The 21,748-nt window shown below is 45.6% G+C and carries 18 protein-coding genes; 1 reads left to right on the top strand and 17 read right to left on the bottom strand.

What is annotated here, in order from left to right; translation table 11 throughout:
• Window positions 1–146: 146 nt before the first annotated feature.
• The 8 genes from WKT12_RS07505 to WKT12_RS07470 form a co-directional block, all read right to left on the bottom strand.
• Window positions 147–713 (bottom strand): IbrB-like domain-containing protein, encoded by a 567-nt coding sequence (locus tag WKT12_RS07505; RefSeq protein WP_021970415.1) that lies wholly within the window; start codon window positions 711–713, stop codon window positions 147–149.
• A complete protein-coding gene (locus WKT12_RS07500) occupies window positions 710–2,011 on the bottom strand; it encodes a DUF3440 domain-containing protein (RefSeq protein ID WP_340319299.1) in 1,302 nt (433 codons plus the stop codon). The genes WKT12_RS07505 and WKT12_RS07500 overlap by 4 nt, the downstream gene beginning before the upstream one ends.
• Window positions 2,008–2,409, bottom strand: a complete 402-nt coding sequence (locus tag WKT12_RS07495; protein WP_021970413.1) for a hypothetical protein — start codon at window positions 2,407–2,409, stop codon at window positions 2,008–2,010. The genes WKT12_RS07500 and WKT12_RS07495 overlap by 4 nt, the downstream gene beginning before the upstream one ends.
• A gap of 49 nt (window positions 2,410–2,458) precedes the next feature.
• The gene (locus WKT12_RS07490) at window positions 2,459–6,118 is read right to left on the bottom strand and encodes an ATP-binding protein (protein ID WP_340319298.1); all 3,660 of its coding nucleotides are present in this window, start codon (window positions 6,116–6,118) and stop codon (window positions 2,459–2,461) included.
• Window positions 6,102–6,686: a condensin complex protein MksE gene (locus WKT12_RS07485; RefSeq protein WP_021970411.1), complete on the bottom strand. Its 585-nt coding sequence runs from the start codon at window positions 6,684–6,686 to the stop codon at window positions 6,102–6,104. Before WKT12_RS07485 ends, WKT12_RS07490 begins: the two co-directional genes overlap by 17 nt.
• Window positions 6,687–6,771: 85 nt before the next feature.
• Window positions 6,772–8,004: a hypothetical protein gene (locus tag WKT12_RS07480; RefSeq protein WP_340319297.1), complete on the bottom strand. Its 1,233-nt coding sequence runs from the start codon at window positions 8,002–8,004 to the stop codon at window positions 6,772–6,774.
• Between the two features lie 216 nt (window positions 8,005–8,220).
• Window positions 8,221–8,448 carry a hypothetical protein gene (locus WKT12_RS07475; protein ID WP_340319296.1) on the bottom strand — a complete coding sequence of 76 codons (228 nt, stop codon included), beginning with the start codon at window positions 8,446–8,448 and terminating at the stop codon, window positions 8,221–8,223.
• Window positions 8,449–8,467: 19 nt separating this feature from the next.
• On the bottom strand, window positions 8,468–8,680 hold the full coding sequence (locus WKT12_RS07470; RefSeq protein WP_340319294.1) for a hypothetical protein: 213 nt from the start codon (window positions 8,678–8,680) through the stop codon (window positions 8,468–8,470).
• Between the two features lie 298 nt (window positions 8,681–8,978).
• On the opposite strand from WKT12_RS07470, the gene WKT12_RS07465 reads away from it, so the two are divergent.
• Window positions 8,979–11,957: an AsmA-like C-terminal region-containing protein gene (locus WKT12_RS07465; RefSeq protein ID WP_340319293.1), complete on the top strand. Its 2,979-nt coding sequence runs from the start codon at window positions 8,979–8,981 to the stop codon at window positions 11,955–11,957.
• Between the two features lie 8 nt (window positions 11,958–11,965).
• On the opposite strand, the gene WKT12_RS07460 is transcribed toward WKT12_RS07465, so the two are convergent.
• From WKT12_RS07460 to thiC, 9 genes are all read right to left on the bottom strand, one after another.
• Entirely contained in the window at window positions 11,966–13,327 is a 1,362-nt protein-coding gene (locus WKT12_RS07460) for an MATE family efflux transporter (protein WP_340319292.1), read from the bottom strand.
• A gap of 96 nt (window positions 13,328–13,423) precedes the next feature.
• On the bottom strand, window positions 13,424–13,558 hold the full coding sequence (locus WKT12_RS07455) for a hypothetical protein (protein ID WP_021970594.1): 135 nt from the start codon (window positions 13,556–13,558) through the stop codon (window positions 13,424–13,426).
• A 25-nt stretch (window positions 13,559–13,583) separates the two neighbouring features.
• Window positions 13,584–14,534, bottom strand: a complete 951-nt coding sequence (locus WKT12_RS07450) for an NAD(P)H-dependent flavin oxidoreductase (protein ID WP_340319291.1) — start codon at window positions 14,532–14,534, stop codon at window positions 13,584–13,586.
• Window positions 14,535–14,583: 49 nt separating this feature from the next.
• Window positions 14,584–16,230, bottom strand: a complete 1,647-nt coding sequence (locus WKT12_RS07445; RefSeq protein WP_340319290.1) for a B12-binding domain-containing radical SAM protein — start codon at window positions 16,228–16,230, stop codon at window positions 14,584–14,586.
• A 96-nt stretch (window positions 16,231–16,326) separates the two neighbouring features.
• Complete coding sequence (locus WKT12_RS07440) at window positions 16,327–17,265, bottom strand: ribose-phosphate pyrophosphokinase (protein WP_021970060.1); 939 nt, start codon at window positions 17,263–17,265, stop codon at window positions 16,327–16,329.
• A gap of 82 nt (window positions 17,266–17,347) precedes the next feature.
• On the bottom strand, window positions 17,348–17,956 hold the full coding sequence (locus tag WKT12_RS07435) for a thiamine phosphate synthase (protein WP_021970059.1): 609 nt from the start codon (window positions 17,954–17,956) through the stop codon (window positions 17,348–17,350).
• Window positions 17,957–18,012: 56 nt separating this feature from the next.
• Window positions 18,013–18,726, bottom strand: a complete 714-nt coding sequence (locus WKT12_RS07430) for a HesA/MoeB/ThiF family protein (protein ID WP_340319338.1) — start codon at window positions 18,724–18,726, stop codon at window positions 18,013–18,015.
• An 89-nt stretch (window positions 18,727–18,815) separates the two neighbouring features.
• Window positions 18,816–19,967, bottom strand: coding sequence for a 2-iminoacetate synthase ThiH (thiH, locus tag WKT12_RS07425; protein WP_021970057.1), 1,152 nt, complete (start codon window positions 19,965–19,967; stop codon window positions 18,816–18,818).
• Between the two features lie 80 nt (window positions 19,968–20,047).
• Complete coding sequence (gene thiC, locus WKT12_RS07420; RefSeq protein WP_340319289.1) at window positions 20,048–21,742, bottom strand: phosphomethylpyrimidine synthase ThiC; 1,695 nt, start codon at window positions 21,740–21,742, stop codon at window positions 20,048–20,050.
• Window positions 21,743–21,748 lie beyond the last annotated feature (6 nt).

The raw sequence follows: 21,748 nt of genomic DNA, 5'->3' as shown, positions 1-21,748 counted from the left end.
TTGAACTTATGCATCTCTTTTGACAGCGATTTGTAAAAATGAGTACACATAATCTTGCTGTTTCCTTTAAGAATAGAAACATTTTTGCCAGATTCTCTCTCGCTGGTTGTATTATTTGATCCATAAAGCAAGCAGGTGTCGGCTACTTATACAGATTTAACCTCCTCGTCATTGCCGGTTGTTGGAGTATAAGCCGGCTTGGGTTGAGGAATACTGAAGCTGGCATCTGCAAAAAGTTCGGCAAGACCGGAAATCTGCTTCAGGCGAAGCAGTTCATCACGGTCCATTCCTATATTTTTCATAATCCATTGGTCGGACATTCCCGCTTTATCCAGTTCGGCAACAATATTCGACATGAGTTCAATGTTATGTGTGCCTCGCGCACGATTATGGCGAATAGTAGATCCGATGCGGTTAGATAAGTCCTTGTCGATCACTACCACAGGAAGTAATCCCTTTTCGCGTTCATAAATACGCTTCGATGTCTTTAAAACGGTATACCGGTGAAATCCGTCGACCAGGATATATTTATCTTCCGTTTTGTCGTAATAGCATACACAAGGCATGGTAAATCCATCTTCCCAAATAGACAATTCCAGCAATTTCATTTCGGGAGGAGCTACTACATTAGGATTGTAATCGTTTGCTACGACTTTTTCTACAGGGATAGCCTTCACATTATATACCGGACTTTTATAATCATTGTTTGTCATCGCCAAATGTTTTTGTAATTTTCCATAATTTGATTTTTCTTACTGATTTCCTCTTTGGTAGGAGAGAAACCCATATATTTGCAGGCATGGTCATTGCGAAGTATACAGATACACATTCTTTTATAGGTTGGAATTTCTCTGAATTCTGGAATGTCGACATCTTCCTGATACTCCATTTTGACAGGATGCTTCCGCGTATGATAGTTACTTTTGTCTACAACCTCAATTGGAATTTTTGCGTCAATCAGTTTCTGGATGACATCATCGCTGAGGCATCCTCCTTTCGTCCGCCAGAATTTGATGCTCACATCCAGGCGTCGTAAATAACCGTTTCGCGTTTTTTCCGGTAGTGTGGAAAGTAAAAAATACATAAACGATTTCCATGTATATCCTTCGGGCAGTCGTATTTTTTGTCGTGCCGTAGCATGTGTACTACCATAAATGGCCGAAAAGTTAACACCGTTTACACGTCCTACCATTTTTCCCCACGTATCAGGATCGATAGCCTTGTAGAGTGCCAGACTTTCTATCGCTTCGCTGATGAAAGGACTTGCCACCCGCTGCCGGTCCAGACTGACTCCTGCCTTGTAATACAGGTCGTATAGCGGATTATAATCCCATTTAAATTTACCATTGGCTGTCCATATATCTGTTGTCCGCCAGTCGTATATTGGATAAGCATTATAGATATCATTTCCAATCTTGGAGGTCCATATATACTTGTGGTATAAAATATTTTTGGGGACTTGGAAGATACAGCGCCAGCGACTGAAGCTTTCTTGCGTACGTATTCCCACCAGACAGCAAGTACGTGTTGCTTTTTTCTTTTTATGAAGCCACTGTGCGAAATAAAGCTGGAAGTCATAATCCCATGTTTCCGGCTTCAATTCCGGGAAGTCTTTAATGGTCATGGCATTTTTAGGCATCTTCCGGACCCATAAATCTTTCATTTCTTCATCCCACGGCCGCCAGTACGACTGATACATGGAGGTGGAAGTCGCTACACGGAATGGTAGGCAGATACGATAAACATCGAGTATGTCTTTGTTTTTTTCCAGAATCTGGTCCACAAAGTCGATTGTCATTTTATATTGTATTTCGTAATCCATGTGAAATACACCGATCTTACGCTTCAGATTGTTTCGCCGTATGTAATCGATACATAGGTTCAGCAACACGCCGCTGTCTTTCCCTCCGGAGAAAGATACATAAATGTTGTCGAATTCATTGAAGATTACGCGCAGGCGTTCCTGAGTTAGTTCGTAGACATTTTTAGGCTTCTGAGCTATTTCTTTCATTGTATCTTCTGCATTTTGATGTATAGTTTCCAACTCTTTATCACTTCAAATCCCTTTTGGGCAAACAAATGCTGATGAGGAGTTTGTACAACAGCCAGTAATGGCAGCGTACTTTCTCCCTCGTCTGCAACAATTGCATCAAGCAGTGTCCCTATTGTTTCGTTATGACCTTCAGGTCCTGCATAATAGTTGTTGATGATATGTCCCTTCTTGCGTAAATCCAGTGGAATAAATCCTGCCACTTTACGCTTTTCTACTGCAATATACCATACAAACTGTTCTCCTGTTTTAAATGGATATCCGTTGTTGTATTGCAGAACTTTAGGATTCATCACCAGCGGTCCTACCAGTTGATATAGTCGTTTGTCGGTTCCTTGTAATTTAAGTATTTGAATCATTGCTAATTATTTATGCGTACTTAGCAAAGATACTTAAAAAAGGTCAGACTTACAATTTCTGATCAGAAATCAGCCGGGCAATACGTGTCTTGCTTTGTGCTCCCTTTGTCAGGAGATAAACATGTTTGTATGCATCGCGGTTCAGCTCCGTAGGCGAACCGTTTATCAGAATGATATTACGGTCGTTGGCAAATTTCAGGATTCCGTTTACGTTGTTAGGATGCAACTTACCGATTTCGTCCATCATACAGTGCAGTTTGAAATCCTTGAATTTCTGCGAAGCACTTTCCTTGAATACGTTCAGCAGCATGATATTAATCATGGCTTTTACCAGAATATCCGTACCTTCCGAACCCACATTCGACAACTTTTCCACGAATCCGGTATCGTTGTTGTTTTCTACGATGCGGAAACGTAGCTCAAATGAGTCATACAACCGGATTTTATCGTACCGGTAAGCATGCATTTCCTTGATGAAATCGCGCAGCAAAGCAATTGCTTCCTGCTTGACCAGTTGCTCATTTTCACTCGAAAACAGGTTCGTGCCCGGAGTAAGGTCGTAAGCATGTTCGTTGTAATACTTCTGTATAGCTCGCAAGGAATTGACCACTCGGTTGCTACTTTCCTCCACTTTCATTTCAATCCGTTGGATAACCCCGACAAAATTGCAGGTCTGGAATCCCTTGTTGACCTTGTTTATCAGGTCGTGGATGTCGCTTTCCGAGGCAGTTAGCATCGACGTATCCATGCTGATACGCTTGAATATGTCGGAATGTTCATTGTTGATACGACGGACAAATTCACTGATTTTATTCTCTTCCACGAAGTCGTGCAATTCATCGGCAAAACGTATGTACTCCCAGTCCTCGTTGAACTTCGTCTTAAACTTGAAGGTATTGTCCTCGTCGAAGTGCCCTGTAAAGAGATTGACTTCCTTGCGCAGGCGACTCTGCAATTGCATATACTGATTTTCCATGCGTCCCAGTTCCTCAATCAGTTCGATACAGCTTTTCTGTACGGCGACGTCCGTATCCGGACAGCTTCCCGGTCGGAAAATATCCTGATGAGGTTTATACCAGTCGTAGGCCGGAATCTTTTCGTAAGCTTCCAGATTGCTGGAGAATACGCGCACGTTTTCTTCCGCTTCATGCAGCGTTTTACCAAGTTTGTCAATTTCCGTTTGCAAGGCACCTGCTTCCTTGCGAAGCACTTCCTTTTCATTGTCGAGCAAACGTTTCTGTTCGTCATATTCACGTTTCCATTCCGGAATATGATCCATCAAGTCGCGTTTGTCCTTTTGGTACTCGATAAGTAGAGTAGCATGGTCTTTGATAAACAACAGTTCCTGCTCGATGTCCTGTAACTGTTTGGCAATGTCTTGCAGGCGTTCTGTATCAGCACCTTGAGTATGAAGCTCTTTCTGCATTTCGTTTTCGTAGTCTGCCTTGACCGATGCGATACGCTTCTGCTCCTCTTGCTCCTCTTTCCGTATGGTTTCTGCCTGCTCTGCCTTTTCATTCGTCAGGTTCTGTTGCAGACTGTTCCATTCCTGCTTCAGTCCATTCAGTTTATCCGTTTTTTCTTTGTTCAGGTTATTCAACTTGTTTTCTGTCAGTTTCAGTTCATTTTGAGCCTGAACTTTTTGAGCTTCCAGTTCGTGCAGTTTCCGTTCCCTCTCTTCTTGAGCCTTTTTCTTCCAGTTTTCTAAGTCGAGCATGTCCTGCTGATATTGTCTTTCCAGCTTTTCCAGTTCATACTCTTGCAGTGAGATTACATCCTTCTGCTCTTTTATCTTTGGCTGATATTTGCCTTTCAAGGCCTCTTCCAGTTCTTCTTTTTCCTTTTGCAGGTGAGCAATCTCGGATGCAATCTCTTCCAGTCGGCGTATGCCCGCTTCTTTTTCTTTCTGATAATCGTTGATAGACTTGATATGACGGTCTATTCCAGCCAGATTGATGGAAATACCATAGAAAGACTCGCCGTTGTCGTGCAACTGAGGCGATAATCCTGTTTGCCAGAGAATCGATTCATCGCACAGCTTACCGATGTTCTCTTCCCAGCCCGGTTTGTTGTCCTTCAGCCAGCCCTGCAATGTGTTGCGGCTGTTCTGCAAGAAAGTTTCCAGTTCGTCGACACGCGGTTTCAATTGCTGCTGTTCAGCCTGCAACCGGACAAGCGCATCGTCTTTTTCTTTCATGCCGTTTTGCAGTTCGCCTTCCCATTTCAAGGTTATTTCCTTGATAATGAGCTGAGCATTGTCGATACGGTTCTTTTTGCTCATGTGCATACCCGTATATGACTGTATGCGATGTTTCAGTTCTTCCTGTTCGGCTTCGAAGAAAACTTCCTTGCGGCAAAGCTGCATCTGATAGTCGATTGCCGTCAGTGCACTCTGTTTCTCACTTTTCTCCGGATGCAATTGTTGCGAGAGCTGTTCGTATTCCTGATACAAAGCTTCCGTAGCAGCTTCATGGCGTCGGCGTCCTTCCTCGATACGCGTATTGTATGTGTTATTCAATTCATCCAGTTGCTTGAGCTTTGCTTCGTGAATTTTGTTCCACTGCTCGTCGAGGCTTTGGATAAGCGATTTGTATTTTGTCGATATCTCCGTATACTGAGAAGTCAGGATGCGCTGCTCTTCCACCAGTCCGTCCCGGCGGTTTTTCCATTCTTCCTTTCGGGCAGAGCGTTCCATTACCTGCTCTATCTGCTGGCGGGCGTATTCTTTTTCCTTCTTTTGTGCCTTTTGCAGTTCATTGTTCAGTACGGCAAGAGTTTCCTGTAACTTGTCGCATCGTTGGCGCGACTGTTCCTGTAACTCCTGACGGCGGGCTATCAGTTTACCCCGTTCGTTTTCGGCATATATTTTCTTTTCCTGCCATTGCGGCAGAGCTTCCTGAGTTTTAATAAAGGCAGCAACCAGTTCGCGACAACCCTGTGCCAAAGCCGTCTGCTGTTTCGATACCTGTGCCGAAAGCAGCGTGATCTCTTTTGCCTGCTTTTGCGTTTCCCGCTTCTGGAACTCTTCGATGTCGTGCAGGCGGACTTCAAAGTTTTTCAGATGTTCCTTGTAGTTATTCAGGTCGATAGCCGTTTCATCTTCGTTGATGGATGAAATGATTGTCTTTTTGATAAACTCTGCATCAAGTTTAGAGTTCAGCAACACATTCTGGATGGTACGCGGAATGTTCTGGTACTGCTTGCTTTCCATCAGCGAATATTTTTTCATGTCTGGAGAAACTCCGTTGCCATAAAGAATATTCCTGTATTCATCGAACGTATAGATAATGCGGGAATAGTCCACATTCAACTGGTCGAGCTGCATACGTATGCGGTCGGCTCCGGAATACGCCGTGCGTGTTTCCGGATCGATAAAGAACTCTTTCCGGTAAGGAGAGTCTATAAAACGGTAACTGACACGGTTCATCGACTTGAAGCTGAGTATGCAGAAAGCACCGTTTTCGGTAGCTACTTCGTAAACAATGTACGAGTTGGCATAAGGGAAATAATATTCCGTATAGCTTTGTTTCTCTACCGGAATGCCCAGCTTTTGTGTGTCAGCATTATAAAAGAAGAGGATAGAGCGAAGCACGGTACTTTTTCCTACACCCTGAGTCCCGATAAAATGCACGTTTCCGTCCAGATAAATATCGTCAGCATAAGGAATGTTCGCACTATTTATAAAGATGATTCTATTCAGATTTCTCATTGTCTTGGGTATCGTCGTAAATGTTTATACTTTCAATCAGGCGCTCCAGATAGTTCCAGGAGCTCATAACCTTATAAGTGTTGGTCTTTTCGTTTTCCAGTTCCAGAAAAGAGTCACGCGTAAGCTGGCGTATCATATTTTCCAGTACCTCCTTACGTACATCCTTGTCGGAGAAGTGCTTTCGTATTCCGTCCAGTTTATTCTGCAGCATGACGTTGATGTTTGCCTCTACCAGTATCTGTTCCGGCTGGAAACGATAGCCCGGACCAAATGTTTCATCGTAAGTCTTGAACAAGTCGAGTACGTCAATCCAGTAATAGGCACGCAGGATTTTCTGTTCCAGTGTGATGCGTGGTTCCGTGCGTGAAAAATAAAAGTATTCATTGCCTCGCTCCAGTGTATATCCTATCTGGGCAAAATAAACAGACAATGCCTCAAAGTCATCATCTATCATGTCATAGAGGTTGCGTATATCTTCATTTGTACTGTTCGAACTGATGAACTGTCCTTTCTGCAGATAGTCGAAGATGGCAGCCGTATGGTCGGGAATTCTTATATTTAGTTCCATGTTTTTGTTTTATTCTTTTCAGACTTGCTTTAATTTGTACTTCAATAAATAGTTGCAATTTATTTATTGGCAGCACGATATGTGTTTATTGCATCGGGTAGATGCGAGCATATTCATAATTCTTGTATACACCGAACTCGTCTGTAATGCGAAACTGCGATTCATAAAGTGACACAATTTGGCAAAACAGTGTAGTACGTTCTTCTTCGTTTACCTCCCTGCGGAATGAATAGCGCATCAGGAACGAGAACAAATCCTCCGGCTCTGCCGTAGGATCTTTCCATATCGCTTCGGTTTGTGCCTGAATATAATCGCCCACCGTTTCCTCCAGATTGATACTTTCCTGATACATGGCCTGTGAAGTCAGGTCTTCTTCGCTGAAGGCGCCAGCTTCGTTGCTGCGTATCGTTTCCCGGTACTGAAGATTCTTTATTACTTTCAGAATGATGGGGCGTGCCTCGTCCGAGTTCAGGAAGTTGAGAGATAGTTTGAACGATGTAGGTGTTGTTCCCTCCAGCAGTACCGAATGCTCACGTTCCAGCACTTCGGCAAGATTACTCTTGGCACGCAGCTCAAACTGATCTTGCAGGTATTTTACCCGACGTATCTTTTCCACCAGAATAATCTGGCTCTTAATCTGGTTCAGGTAATTGATAATATCCTGCTGGGCACGGATAAGACTATGGGCCGACAACTGCAGTTCCCGGCGCAGTTCCAGGAGAATGCGATTCAGTTCCTCGTCGGTTGCCTGCTGGAAGAACAGTCGTTCTTCGTGTAATATCAAGTTTTCCGTCGTGTCAATCAGTTGCTGGATGTTGATTCGCTTCTTGTCGAGGTTTTCCAGCTTGGCAATTTTTATCTGATAGGTCGGTTCATGCTTGAAGGCATTGTCGATGCTGGTTTGCAGGTTCATGATATTACGGATAGTAGTACGCGCTATTTTCTGAAACGTAATCTTGATGTTTCTTACGTAGCTGGCCTTACGTGCAGGAATGCGTTCCTTCAGGTAATAATCCATAAGCTCGTGAAGATACTCGATGTTCTCGTCTATGACAGCCGTATTGATTTCTTCGTTTGCTTCAAGCAGGAGCTCGAAGAAATCCATGAACCGCGCGTCCAGTTCCACAAAATTGCCGTTCTGATGAATGACCTCTTTTTCTATGAGCAGTTTCAGGCGGTTTTCGTCGTCTTTCAGCAAAGCCAGTGCGTCGGAATATCTGAAGCTGAGTATTTTTCTTTTCTCGAACATTTCCGTCAGCAGCCCTCTTGCAGCGGAAACGGTATTTATAATTTCGTGTATCGAACGGAATATGTACATAATACGTATAAAAAAATCCTCGCAAAGTTATAGCTTGGCGAGGATTTTTCCTAATTTTTAAGATGGGTTTGAACCCTTTTCCGTCGAATTTTCAGTTGGAAATCGGTTTGCAGCTTGTCTGTTTTAAGAGAATATCATGCTGTATTTCAGTCGGACGGATTCTTGTATAGCTAAAGCTTTTAGGGCAGGGGAGCCCCGAAAGGACTTAGTTTTTCTTCAATCCACCACTGGAAACTCAATTGTTTCACTGGCTTCGTTCCAGTTTTCAATTGTGAATTTTCCGGAACTCCCCCCTGCAAAAATATCTCCGATAACGATGTTTGCCGTCAGGCGTGTATTGGCGGTCGATCGTACCAGGTCAAATTTAACTGTTTTCGTCATATTGGCAGGTTCGGCCGTATACAAGTTCAGCTTTTCTGCAATTCCGCCAATTAGTACTTTCATATCGGTGATAACGTATTATTCACATAGTTTCCGAAATAGATGGAACTACCTTGCACACACAAGGATAAGCCTCTACGATACCGGTGAGAGGACTTTGGGAGTCGCTCACACGGGTATGTAGTGCTGGAGTAACAAGATTGGTTGATGATTTTGCGGGGAGGCTATAGCTATCGTCCCTGCATGCGGTTGTGATTGCCAGGAGCATGAAAGCTCCTAATGTGATTTTTTTCATAAGGCTTATCTTTATAATAAACAATTAAAGGTAATAAATGTTTTTGGGAAAGTGGAATATTATTCGATAAAAGTGAAAATATTTTTATAACCTGACGACATTCCTCCTGAGATCTGTACGGAAAGGCATTTGTTTTTGTACAAAAACTTAGAAAATTTGTACAAATTTTCAGAAAACGTCAGGACGTTTTTTCCGGAAGACGGGCAGAAAAAAGTAAGTTCTTAATTAAAAGAAAAACAGCATACACCGGAATCGTAAAGATTGTATCTTTGCCTGAAATTTAGAAAGCGTGATAATTATGAAGAAACGTACAAAAGGGATATTGAAAATAGCCGGAATTTCTTTCGGCTCACTGATTGCGGTTGTCTTGATAGTCATCGTGATTGTGACAAATTTTGTATTTACACCTGCAAGGCTTACGCCTGTGGTGTTTAAAACGGCCAATCAGGCGCTGAACGCCAAACTCGACATGAAAAGTGTAGAACTGACTTTCTTTTCTACTTTTCCCCGTTTCGGTCTGAAGCTGGTAGACGGACATCTGGTGTCGAAAGTGCTGAATGATACGGCATGGCAAAAGACCGATTCGCTGCTTTCGTTTGGAAAGTGTGTGGTCGTGATTAATCCTTTGGATTACCTGATGGAGCGGAAGGTTACGTTGAACTATCTGGGACTGGAAGATGCATCGGTCTATGCTTTTAAGAATAAAGACGGGATAGCCAACTGGGATATTGTGGCTTCCGATACGGCTGAGGTTGAAGCCGATACAGCCTCGGCAGATAAGCAAATGTTGTCGGGAGGTATTGATATTCGTCGGGTTGCACTGAAACGTGCGAATGTGATTTTTGATGACCGCGATACGAGGGTGTATGCCCGTCTGACGAATGCTTCGCTGAACCTGACAGCTTCCTTGCATAAGGAACATTCTACGCTGGGGCTGCGGTTTGCCAACGATAATGTACTTTTCTGGCAGGACGGTCAGTTGCTGGTCAACAAGGTTGCTACAGAGCTGAAGACCTCGCTCGATCTGGACCGCCGTACACGTACTCTGACGCTGAAGGATGCCAATATTTCTATCAATGGTATAACTTTCGATGTGAAGGGAACCCTGAAACGCGATACGGTTCAGCGTGCTCTCTGTATAGATATGGCCTATGGTTTACATGCCCCTTCGCTGGAAACAGTATTGAATATGATTCCTGAGAGTGTGTTGAAGCGTGAAGAGATGACGGCAAAGGGGAGCGTGAAGATGGAAGGTGACGTGAAAGGATGGTATGGAAAAGAACAGATGCCCGCCGTGACACTGAAAGTCAAGATAGACAAGGCATCGGCCAAGTACGACAAACTTCCGTACGGGATAGATGATTTTACAGCCGACTTTCATGCGTTTGTCGATTTGATGCGCCAGCAGCCTTCGTATGCCGACTTGAAGATTTTCCATTTTCAGGGAGCGCATACAGATATTCTTGCCGATGCCAAGGTGACCGACCTGCTGGGGGATCCCGATATTACGTTTAATACGAAATCGAAAGCAGACCTGACTGCACTGGCAAAGACGTTTCCTTTGCAGGATGGAGTGACGATTGGCGGAAATCTGGATGCCGACCTGCATCTGAAGTGCCGGCTGTCTTCCATCAAGAAGCAGGACTTGGGACGTATCCGTATGGCGGGAAAACTGGAACTGAAAAATCTTTCGTTGCGCGATACGAACAGGGATTTCGAGTTTACAAGCGACGCTTCTCTGAAATTTATGGGCAATGATAATCTGGCGGCTCAGGCAGAAATTAATAAGCTTGTCTTGCGCTCTAAGCTGGGTAATTCGAATGTGGAAAAGCTTACGATGACGGTCAAGTCTACCAACCCGCAGGATACTACCCGTATAGCCGATATGGAGTGTAAATTCTTGCTGAACCGGCTGAAGGGAAACATGGGCGACTCGCTTGCCTTGTTCTGCCAGAAAGCGGATGCTACCGTGCGCCTGCAGCCGGGAAAGAAGAATCCTTCGATGCCTCAGGTTGCTCTTTCTCTGAAAGCAGACACCATGTTCTGTCGTGCAGGACAGACAAAGATGGGAATGGATAAGGCTGGCTTTGCAGTTACTGCCGAGAAGTTGCGTGATTCTCTCTGGATTCCGAAAGGTATCATCGGTTTTAATCGCATGAAGATGTCGACCCCTGAATTTGCATTGCCTATACGTATGAAGAAAACTTCGGTAACGGTAGGCAACCGGATGATAACATTGAAGAATGCTACCTGCCGGGTGGGACACTCAGACTTGACGGCAACGGGGGTTGTCTACGATTTATATGGTACAATGAAGCGCCATCGTCCGTTGCGTGCGAAACTGGAAATATCCTCTCGTAATCTGGACTGTAACCAGATTATCAACTCATTGAACTTTCCGGAAGATACGTTACAGGCAGAAGCCGATACGACTTCTGCTTCTTTGGAACTGTTCGTTATTCCTAAAAACCTGGATTTCGAGTTACAGACCAACCTGAAACGGGTGAAGTATGATAATATGGTCTTCGAAGATGTGCATGGAGCTGTCGACATCCGGAATCAGGCTGTTCATCTGAAGGACTTGAGCATGCGGGGAATGGATGCGCAAATGAATGCTACACTGGTTTATCGGGCTCGTGAAAAGAAGAGCGGATATGCCGGATTCGATTTTAAATTACATAAAATCAATATTGCCAAGCTGGTAGAATTTGTTCCGTCGCTGGACACGATTGTCCCGATGCTTCGTTCGTTTCAGGGAGTGGTCGACTTTGATGCGGCTGCCGAAGCGGTACTCGACTCGAATCTGAATATCAAGATTCCGTCGTTGCGCTCTGCCGTACACATCAAGGGTGACAGTCTGGTGCTGATGGATGGAGAAACATTTGCCGAGATTTCGAAAATGCTGATGTTCAAGAACAAGAAGCGTAACATGTTCGACAGTATTTCCGTGAACATGACGGTGAAAGATGGTAACGTAACGGTTTATCCTTTCATTGTACAGATAGACCGGTATAAGGCGGCGGTAGGAGGAACTCAGGGGTTGGATATGAACTTCAGTTACCATATCTCTATCCTGAAATCGCCTCTGCCGTTTAAGATGGGCGTGAATATTACGGGAAATCTGGATAAAATGAAATTCAAGCTGGGCAAGGCAAAATATAAGGATGCCGTTACTCCGGTAGAAATCCGTAAGGTGGACAGTACACGTATCAATATGGGACAGCAGATTGTGAACGATTTCCACCGGGTAATGAGCCGGAAGCCTGAATCTGAATAAAGATGTATTCAGGCTTTATCCTGCATTTTGCGTAGAATGCGGGGAAACTGCATGGCAAAAATAGCCGTGCAGCAGATGGCTGCGGTTGCATCGGAGATTCCTTCGGCAGCATAAACACCAATCATGCCCATGAAGCGGGGCAGGAGAAGTGCGAGCGGAATGAGCAGCAGAACCTTGCGTAGCAAGGCTATGAAGACTGATACTTTGGCTTGCCCCAGTGCGACGAACATGTTCTGGCAGGCACGCTGCAAGCCGAAGATGGTCATCCCTCCCAGAAAAACAGGCATGACTTGTTCTACGGTCGCTATCAGTTTCTGGTCGCTTGTAAAGGCAGATGCTACCAGCGACGGGAAGAGAATCATGAACAGTACCAGCAGAAAATTGAAGGAGAACATAATGGTCAGTACTATTTTAAAGCATTCTTTCAGGCGTTCTTTGTTGTGCTGACCATAGTTGTAGCTGGCAATGGGGACAAAACCTTGAGCAAATCCTGACAGCGGAACGCTTACAATGAGCATGGCGCTCTGCATGATGGTCAATGCACTGACGTAGATATCTCCGAATTTTTCCAGACTGCTGTTCAGTACGAAGCCCACAAGACTCTCTGTACTCGACATGATGAATGGTGAGATGCCCAATGCAAAGATGGAGAGTACAATGCCTTTATGCAGTTTCATGTATTTGTATTCCAGCCTGAGCGAGGCTTTTTTCGATATAAGGAAAGATATTACCCAAATGGCGCTGCATGCCTGCGACAGAATGGTTGCGAGTGCGGCTCCCTTTACTCCCATACCGAAGGTGAAGATGAACAGAGGGTCCAGACCGATGTTCAGGATGGCGCCGATCAGTACCGAGCACATGGCAATGGCAGGACGTCCCTGCGTATTGATAAACGTATTCAGCCCTACGGACAATTCTACGAACAAGGTGCCCAGCAGATAAATGGAAAGATAGTCGGTTGCGTAGCCGATAGTACGTTCGGACGCTCCGGTAAAGAGCAGTATCGGCTCCATGAAGATGTAAGTGATACCCGAGGTTACCAGTGTGAAAAGTAACAGCAGGATAAATCCGTTGCCTAAAATTTTGCCTGCGCGTTCACGGTTGCCTTGTCCCAGGGCGATGGCTGCGAGCGGACTTCCTCCGCCTCCTACGATGGCCGAAAACGAAGATATCAGGATAATGACGGCACTTGTCACTCCAATGCCCGCCAGTGCATCTGTTCCTATATCGGGAATATGACCGATATAAATACGGTCGACGATATTATATAGCAGGTTTACCAACTGTGCGGCGACAGCGGGAAGTGCCATCTTGAATATAAGTGGCAGCATGCGGTCGGTTCCAAGTCTTTCTTCGTATGCGTTTCTCATCTTGCTTTTCTTTAAAAAATCGTGCAAAGGTAGCGATTTTTTTCAGAACCGATTCACTTGCTTCCGAAAGCTGTTTGCTTATGATGATGGAATGTGTCAGGGTTTGTCCGTTGGCTGCTGAGGCTTGACTGTAGGTTTCACTTTCTTTTTGCCCAGTTTTTTTGCTTTTTCCCATGCGGCCTTGCGTGCCTCGTACTGTTCACGCTGCCGTTCCAGATAGTTGTCTGCCATGATTGATGTGTTATTGGTTAAAAGATCAGTTCCAGTTTAATTCGTCTTGCATCCGGCGAAGCGCAGTATTGTAGTCTTCTATAAGTTCTTTCATTACTTCATCTACCGTTTGCAGACGTTTGATCATCGATGCTGCTTGTCCGATTTCCAGTTCTCCTTCGAATAAATCTCCTTCGAAGATACCCAGTTTGGCACGTCCGTGTCCCAGCAGGGTCCGCAGTTCGTCGACAGAAGCTCCCCGCAGTTCGGCTTCTTCCACGTGCTTGTAGAAATCATTCTTGACCAGTCGGGTAGGAGAAAGCTGTTTCAACGTCAGGATGGTGTCGCCTTCATTCAGGCGCAGACAGCGGTCCTTGAACGTAAAGTGTGCGGAACTCTCTTCGGTCAGTGCGAAGCGTGTACCGATTTGTACACCGTCGGCTCCCAGTGCCCTTACGGCCAGTATAGCTTCGCCGGTGGCAATACCTCCGGCAGCGATAAGCGGCAGCGTACAGCTTCTCTTTACGGCAGGTATCAGGCATAGGGTTGTTGTTTCTTCCCTGCCGTTATGGCCTCCTGCTTCAAAGCCCTCGGCTACGATGGCGTCGACGCCAGCTTCCTCACATTTGGCTGCGAACCGTGTAGAAGAAACAACATGTGCTACGGTGATTCCCTTGTCGTGCAGCCATTCAGTCCATGTCTTCGGATTTCCCGCAGAGGTAAAGACAATCTTCACGCCCTCATCGGCAATGATTTGCATCAGCGTATCCATTTCCGGATACATCAGAGGTACGTTCACACCGAAAGGCTTGTCGGTGGCTGCCTTGCACTTGCGTATGTGCTCGCGTAAGGTTTCGGGGTGCATGGAACCAGCTCCCAGCAGTCCCAGTCCGCCTGCATTACTGACGGCTGATGCCAGTCGCCAGCCACTACACCATACCATACCTCCCTGTACAATGGGATATTTTATTCCGAAAAGATGACATATTCTGTTCATAGTCTGTTGCTTTTTTGCAAAGATAGGCTTTTCCGGGATTTTTGCAAAGTTAAATTTCGCAACTTGTTGCCTTGAATACGGGGCGAGTCTGCTGGCTTTCTGTTTCGAAACCGAACCAGTAATTCGTTTTTTCGTCTTCGGTTGCTGGAAGCAGGCAGAGCCTCAACCGTTCGTGATAGCTGCCATATACTACATTCCAGTTGTCGGGAGGTGTAACATGCTTGGTGCGTATGCGTGCGGCAGGCTGTTTCTTGAGTGACATTCCAGCTTCTATCCATGCCAGTGTTGCGGCTGTTTCATAAGCTGGGTACGCCTGTTTGCAGAATTCATATAAAACCACCCCGCGGCGTTCCTGACTCATGGGCTGGTCGGCCACTCCAAGTGCAATAAGATGTGCTAAAAAACGATGCAGGAAATCGGGTTGCTCTACGATCAGGCGGCGCGTAATATCTTGCCAGACTGGGGTATTGTAGAATCCGTCGAGCAGACGCGACAACAGGTGTGCGGTTTGCAGTTCATCGGGAGTAATCTCTCTTGTTTCCAGTACTTCGTAGGGTGGAAAGGGAGAGTACTTGATGCCCAGTTCGTCGGCACGGCGGCGCATCTCTGTACCCGGCAGCAGCTTCAGCGATTCAAGCTGGATCTCTCCGGCTCGGTAAGAGGCAAGTGTACGGACATCTTCGAATATCTCTTCCAGCTTGTAGAGCGGAAGTCCGGCAATCAGGTCGGCATGCGTTTCCATGTTGTTCAGCGAGCAGAGGTATTTCAGCCCCTCCAAGGCATCGGACAGCTTGCCCATACGACGGCTGGTTGTAAGTACTTCTTCGCGAAGACTCTGTATTCCGGCTTCCAGATGGAGCAGCCCCTGAGGCATACGTGCCAGTTCTGCTTTCAACTCGTCGGAGAGCAGGGCAGGGTGTATTTCCAGATGAAAGCGAATATCGGGAAATTCCAGAAACAAATCGAGCAGAGCTTTGGCGTTACGGCTGTTGTAATTGAACGTCCGGTCGAGTACACGGATATTACGGATGCCGTGACGATGAATGATGTGGATGCGTTCGCGAATGGTTTCGATTGGTAAGGTCCGGACAGGCTTTTCTCCTCCGCTTACGCAGAAAGCACAAGTATTGAAGCATCCTCGTGTTGTTTCCAGTTGCACGAAAGGCTTGCTCCAGTTAAAAAAACGGCTTGTTTCGGGAGGAACCAGTTGGTCGAAATCGAGTACACGTGCGATGCCGTTGTCGTGATAACTTCCGTCGGTTCTGTCAATATAACATAATCCGGTAATGTCTGTCCAGTTGTCGGGAGTATTCCAGCACTTCAGCCACTGGCTGACGGCTTCTTCTCCTTCTCCCCTGAATACGCAGTCTACGAAAGGGTGACACCTTAGGAAGGTCTGGTTCTCTCCCAGAAATTCAGGCCCTCCCAGAGTGATGCAGCAATCAGGCAGTAACGCCTTGGCACGTGAAAGCACATGAAGTAACATTTCGTGATTGAACAACCAGCAGGTTGCTGCAATAATATCGGGTCGGCGCCGATAGATTTCTCCGGCAATCATGCCCGGATTTTCGTTGACTGTTGCCGATACGATATCCCATTCATAGGATGTTTCTTCAGAGAGCTGTGCGTGTATGGCAGGGAGAGCTAAGGAAGAATGTGCATAAGAACTGTTCAAGTCGAGCCAGACTATCTTCATAAGTTAAGCGTAAGTATAAAAGAAATGTCATCCCAAACGTTTTCTATATTCACAGAAACGCTCAGGATGACATTGATTATGATAATAAAACTTTAATTACAGCAAGTATTGTGAGCTGATAGATTCGTTAGTCATCACGCGGCGAATTGTTTCAGCAAACATATCAGCGATAGAAAGCTGTTTAACTTTTGCGCAACGGTTTGAGTAAGGAATACTGTCGGTAAATACAAGTTCTTCCAACTGTGAGTTCTGAACACGTTCAGAAGCAGGACCAGACATTACACAGTGTGTAGCAATAGCGCGTACAGATGTAGCACCAGCTTCTTTCATAATGTCGGCAGCCTTGGTAATAGTACCGGCTGTATCTACCATATCGTCGATAAGGATGACATTCTTGCCCTTTACATCACCGATAATTTGCATAGAAGCTACTACGTTTGCTTTTTCACGTGTCTTGTGGCACAGAACCAAAGGCACATCTAAATATTTGGCATACGTGCTGGCACGCTTAGAACCACCTACGTCCGGGGTTGCGATAACCAGGTTCTCCAAGTTCAAAGACTGGATGTAAGGAGCAAAAATAGTAGAGCCGTAGAGGTGGTCTACCGGAATATCGAAGAATCCCTGAATCTGGTCAGCGTGCAAGTCCATTGTAATCAGACGGTCGATACCGGCAACACTCATCAGGTTGGCTACCAGTTTTGCACCGATAGAAACACGCGGCTTGTCCTTACGGTCCTGACGTGCCCATCCGAAATACGGAACTACGGCGATGATACTCTTAGCTGAAGCACGCTTTGCTGCATCGATCATCAGCAAAAGCTCCATTAAATTGTCTGAATTCGGGAAAGTAGACTGTACGAGGAATACGTGCTGTCCGCGAATAGATTCTTCGTAAGATACTGCAAATTCGCCGTCGGCGAAATGAGTAATGTTCATGTTACCCAGTGGGCATCCTAAACTGTTACAGATTTTTTCTGCAAGGTATCTCGAGTTTGTACCCGAGAACACTTTGAATGATGATGTTTCGCTCATTGTAATATTTTGATATATTGCCTAATATTTAAGTGCAAAGTTACGCCATTTCTTTAAGCATGGCAAATGAAATAAAAAAACTTTAATCTGCAAGTCGTTTCAGCTTCCTGAAATGTTCGATAAGGTTCTGGTAATTATAGTCGTGGTTGAGGTCGAACTTGTTCCAAAGTCCTCCCAGAATGGCCGCTCCTCCAAAACCGTAATCTTTCACTTGCAGGATATTGTCTTCATCGATGCCTCCCAGCGCAATGACACGTTTGTCGATTATGCCCTCCTTTGCTGCCTGACGAATCTGTTCAGGAGTATATTCGGCTGCATATCCTTGTTTGGAGATGCTGTCGAACACAGGACTGAGAAATACATAATCGAAATTTGCTTTCTTTTCTTTTACCTCTTCCAGCGAGTGGCAGGAGGTACTTATCTGCCCGGAATAATTGTCGGGTGCAACCGGATTACGATGATTTAGGTGAATTCCTTTGAGATTATATTCTTCTTTCAAATAAAAATGTCCATGTACTACGATACGTTTCCGGTACTTTTCCGGAATGAGGGTCAGCAGGCGTTCTGCATAAACCGGGGCGGTATCGGGCTTGCGCAGGTGAAGATAGTCGAGTCCTTCGTCGAAAAGCGTAGTTATAATCTTATCTTCCTCTACGAAATATGTAGGTTTGGTTATCAATATCAGTTTCATGTGAAAACATAATTGTGGCGCAAAGGTAGTAACATGTTTGTAATATTCCTAATGGTTTAAAGCAAAATCGTGTGCGTAACCATTGTTTTGAGGTCAATATGCCATAATTTGCTGCTTAAAACCTCGCCGTAACCGGTAATAACCTTTAAAACTTCGTTGGCTTGTGCGCAGCCAATCAAGCCGGGAGTTACTCCTAATACGCCTTTGGGAGGGGATGGCATGGATAACATTTCTTCTTCGTCGGGGAAAAGGTCACGGTAGTTTTTTCCTCCTTGGTAATTGAATACAGATACTTGTCCGTCGAAAGCTCGGATGGCTCCATAGACATACACCTTATTTAATAGGACACAGGTATCATTTATCAGGTAGCGTGTCTGAAAGTTGTCGCATCCATCGACAACGATATCGTACTGGCTGATGATTTCCTGAGCATTTTCTTTGGTCAGGCGTGTGGGATAGGCCTTGAATGTGATATGGCCGTTCAGCTTTTCCAGCCGTTGCTTGGCACAAAGAGCCTTAGGCATTCCAACTTCTGTTTCGTTGTATAAAATCTGCCGTTGCAGATTGGTTTCGCTCACGTTGTCGTCATCCATCAGTCCGATGGTACCGACTCCTGCACCGGTGAGGTAAGTAGCTATGGGGGACCCCAGTCCTCCTACGCCAACAATGAGTACTTTGGCTTGACTTAATAGGACTTGTCCGTTTTCTCCTATCTCTTCCAGTAAAATCTGACGATTATATCTTTCTTTTTCTTTCTCAGTTAGTTGCATAGCTGTTTCGTAGAAAAAGAAAGGCATCCGGATAGACTCATGATACTTTTTCCGGATACCTTTCATCTTGTTATTTCATTTCCTTTTGATTATTGGTTGGCGGCAACCGTACGATGCAATTGTGCGATGTGGTCGAATGAGGCATCCCAGTCTTTCCATACCGGTTCACGTCCGATAGCCTTGAGGGCTTTTTCAACTTCTACGGCTGTACGTTCGTCGCTGACGTGGAACTGTTCCAGTGCTTGCGGGTAAGTATAGTAACCTCCCGGCTCGGTTTTGCTTTCAGCACTCATGGTCGTTACCCCAAGTGTTGCCATGTGGTCACGGATATTGGCAGGTTCACGGGTAGAATAAGAGATATCTACATCGTGATCGAATATACGCATGGCAAATGTTACCTGAGCCAGTTCTTTGTCGCTCATGATGACATTAGGCTGGAATCCTTCATTCTCAGCCGGACGCATACGTGGAAAGTTGACACTATATTTTGTTTTCCAATAGTGCTTTTGCAGATAGCGCAGGTGATAAGCCATCATTGTTACATCTGTACGCCAGTCTTCCAGTCCGATAAGAACGCCCATGCCGATAGAGTGAACGCCGGCCTGTCCCATACGGTCAAAGCCGTTTACACGCCATTCGAATTTCGATTTCATGCCACGCGGGTGATAGATGTTGTAGCGTGCCTTGTTGTATGTTTCCTGAAAGCAGATAACCCCGTTCAGACCGTGGTTTACCAGTTCGGCATATTCTTCGGCCTTAAGCGGCATGACCTCTATCTTCAGATTTGAAAAATACGGCTTTGCCAGATCGAGAGCCTTTGCGATGTAAGGTACTCCTGCCTTTGCCGGATTTTCTCCTGTTACAATCAACAGATTTTCAAAAGGACCGAGTTTCTTAATGGCGCGGTATTCGTTCTCTATTTCTTCCGGCGTAAGGATGGTACGTGCCATCGGATTACTAATATGAAAGCCGCAGTACACACACGAGTTGGTACACGAGTTGGTAATGTATAGCGGGATAAACATAGATATAGTCTTTCCGAAACGTTCTTCGGTGTATTTACGACTCAAATGTGCCATCGGCTCGAGAAATTTCTCGGCAGCAGGTGAAATCAGTGCCATAAAGTCGTCTACGTCGCAGTGTGACTTTCCCAAAGCACGTATAACGTCGGCTTCGGTTTTTGAGTAGATGGCTTTGGTGGTTTCTTCCCAGCTTATTTTTTCTAATTCGTCACTAAACATGATATTTATGGCTAGTTTTCAATTTCTTGTATACATTCCGCTATTTTTCAAAATAGCGGAATGGTTGGTTAATTAAATGATTACTTAAGATTCGACAAGTCGCGCGATAACTTCATTGCACAGAAGTTAGGCCCACACATGGTACAGTATTCACCATCTGTGTGACGACCTTCGTTAAAATATTCCAGCGCACGGTCCGGATCAAGACTCAGGTGGAACTGGTCGCGCCAGCGGAACTCGTAGCGTGCCTTACTCAAGGCATTGTCGCGTATCTGCGCACCCGGGTGACCTTTGGCCAGATCGGCTGCATGAGCTGCAATCTTGTATGTGATAACTCCGGTACGTACGTCTTCGCGGTTAGGCAATCCCAGATGCTCTTTCGGAGTAACGTAGCACAACATGGCTGTACCGAGCCAGCCAATCTGAGCGGCTCCGATAGCAGATGTGATGTGGTCGTAGCCAGGGGCGATGTCAGTTACCAACGGACCGAGGGTATAGAACGGTGCGTTATGGCAATGGCTGATCTGGCGTTCCATGTTTTCTTTGATTTTGTGCAAAGGCACATGTCCCGGACCTTCGATGAATGCCTGTACATTCTTTGCCCATGCGCGTACAACCAGTTCGCCCATTGTATCAAGTTCTGCAAACTGGGCCTCATCATTCGCATCAGCAATGCATCCCGGACGCAGACCGTCGCCCAATGATACGGCAACGTCGTATTGGGCAAGTATATCACAAATATCGTCGAAATGCTCATAAAGGAATGATTCCTGATCGTGTACCAGACACCATTTGCTCATGATACTACCTCCGCGTGATACAATACCGCACAGACGCTTGTCGGCAAGATGTACATTGTGGCGGCGTATACCGGCATGGATGGTGAAATAGTCGACTCCCTGTTCGCACTGTTCGATCAGTGTATCGCGATAGATTTCCCACGTCAGGTCTTCTACTTTGCCATTTACCTTTTCCAGTGCCTGATAGATAGGCACGGTACCCACCGGAACCGGGCAGTTGCGTACAATCCATTCACGAGTTTCGTGAATGTTGTCGCCGGTAGAAAGATCCATCAGTGTGTCACCTCCCCATTTACAGCTCCATACAGCCTTGTCCACTTCTTCATCGATGCTGGAAGTTGTTGCCGAATTACCGATGTTGGTATTGATTTTTACCAAGAAGTTACGTCCGATAATCATCGGTTCCGACTCCGGATGATTGATGTTTGCCGGCAATACGGCACGTCCGGCTGCTATCTCGTCGCGTACAAATTCGGGAGTGATATATGTATCAATGCCCAGCTCTTTGCAGTTCATGTTCTCGCGGATAGCTACATATTCCATTTCCGGAGTAATGATACCCTGTTTGGCGTAGTACATCTGCGTGCAGCATTTTCCGGCTTTTGCACGGTAAGGCAAAGCGATATGCTCGAAACGTAGATGGTCGAGCGAATGGTCGTCGCGGCGCATCTTGCCATATCCTGAAGTAATGGAAGGCAATTGCTCTACATCGCCACGTTCCAGAATCCAGCTTTCACGCATACGGGGAAGACCTTTCTTCAGGTCGATTTCAATGTTCGGGTCACTGAACGGACCACTTGTGTCGTAAACATAAACCGGCGCATTAGGAGTGGTAACCTTTTCTCCATTAACGATTGTTACGGTAGGAGTGAGGTTTACCTTCTGCATTCCTACTTTAATGAATGGGAAAAGCGTTCCTTGCATGTAAGCCTTTTCGGCATGTGCATATGCTCTTTTGTCTTTTTCTTTATCCATGAAGAT

The organism is Phocaeicola sp. HCN-6420 (genome assembly GCF_037890145.1).
Taxonomy (GTDB): Bacteria; Bacteroidota; Bacteroidia; order Bacteroidales; family Bacteroidaceae; genus Phocaeicola.
This window is presented reverse-complemented; position numbering and strand designations above follow the sequence as displayed.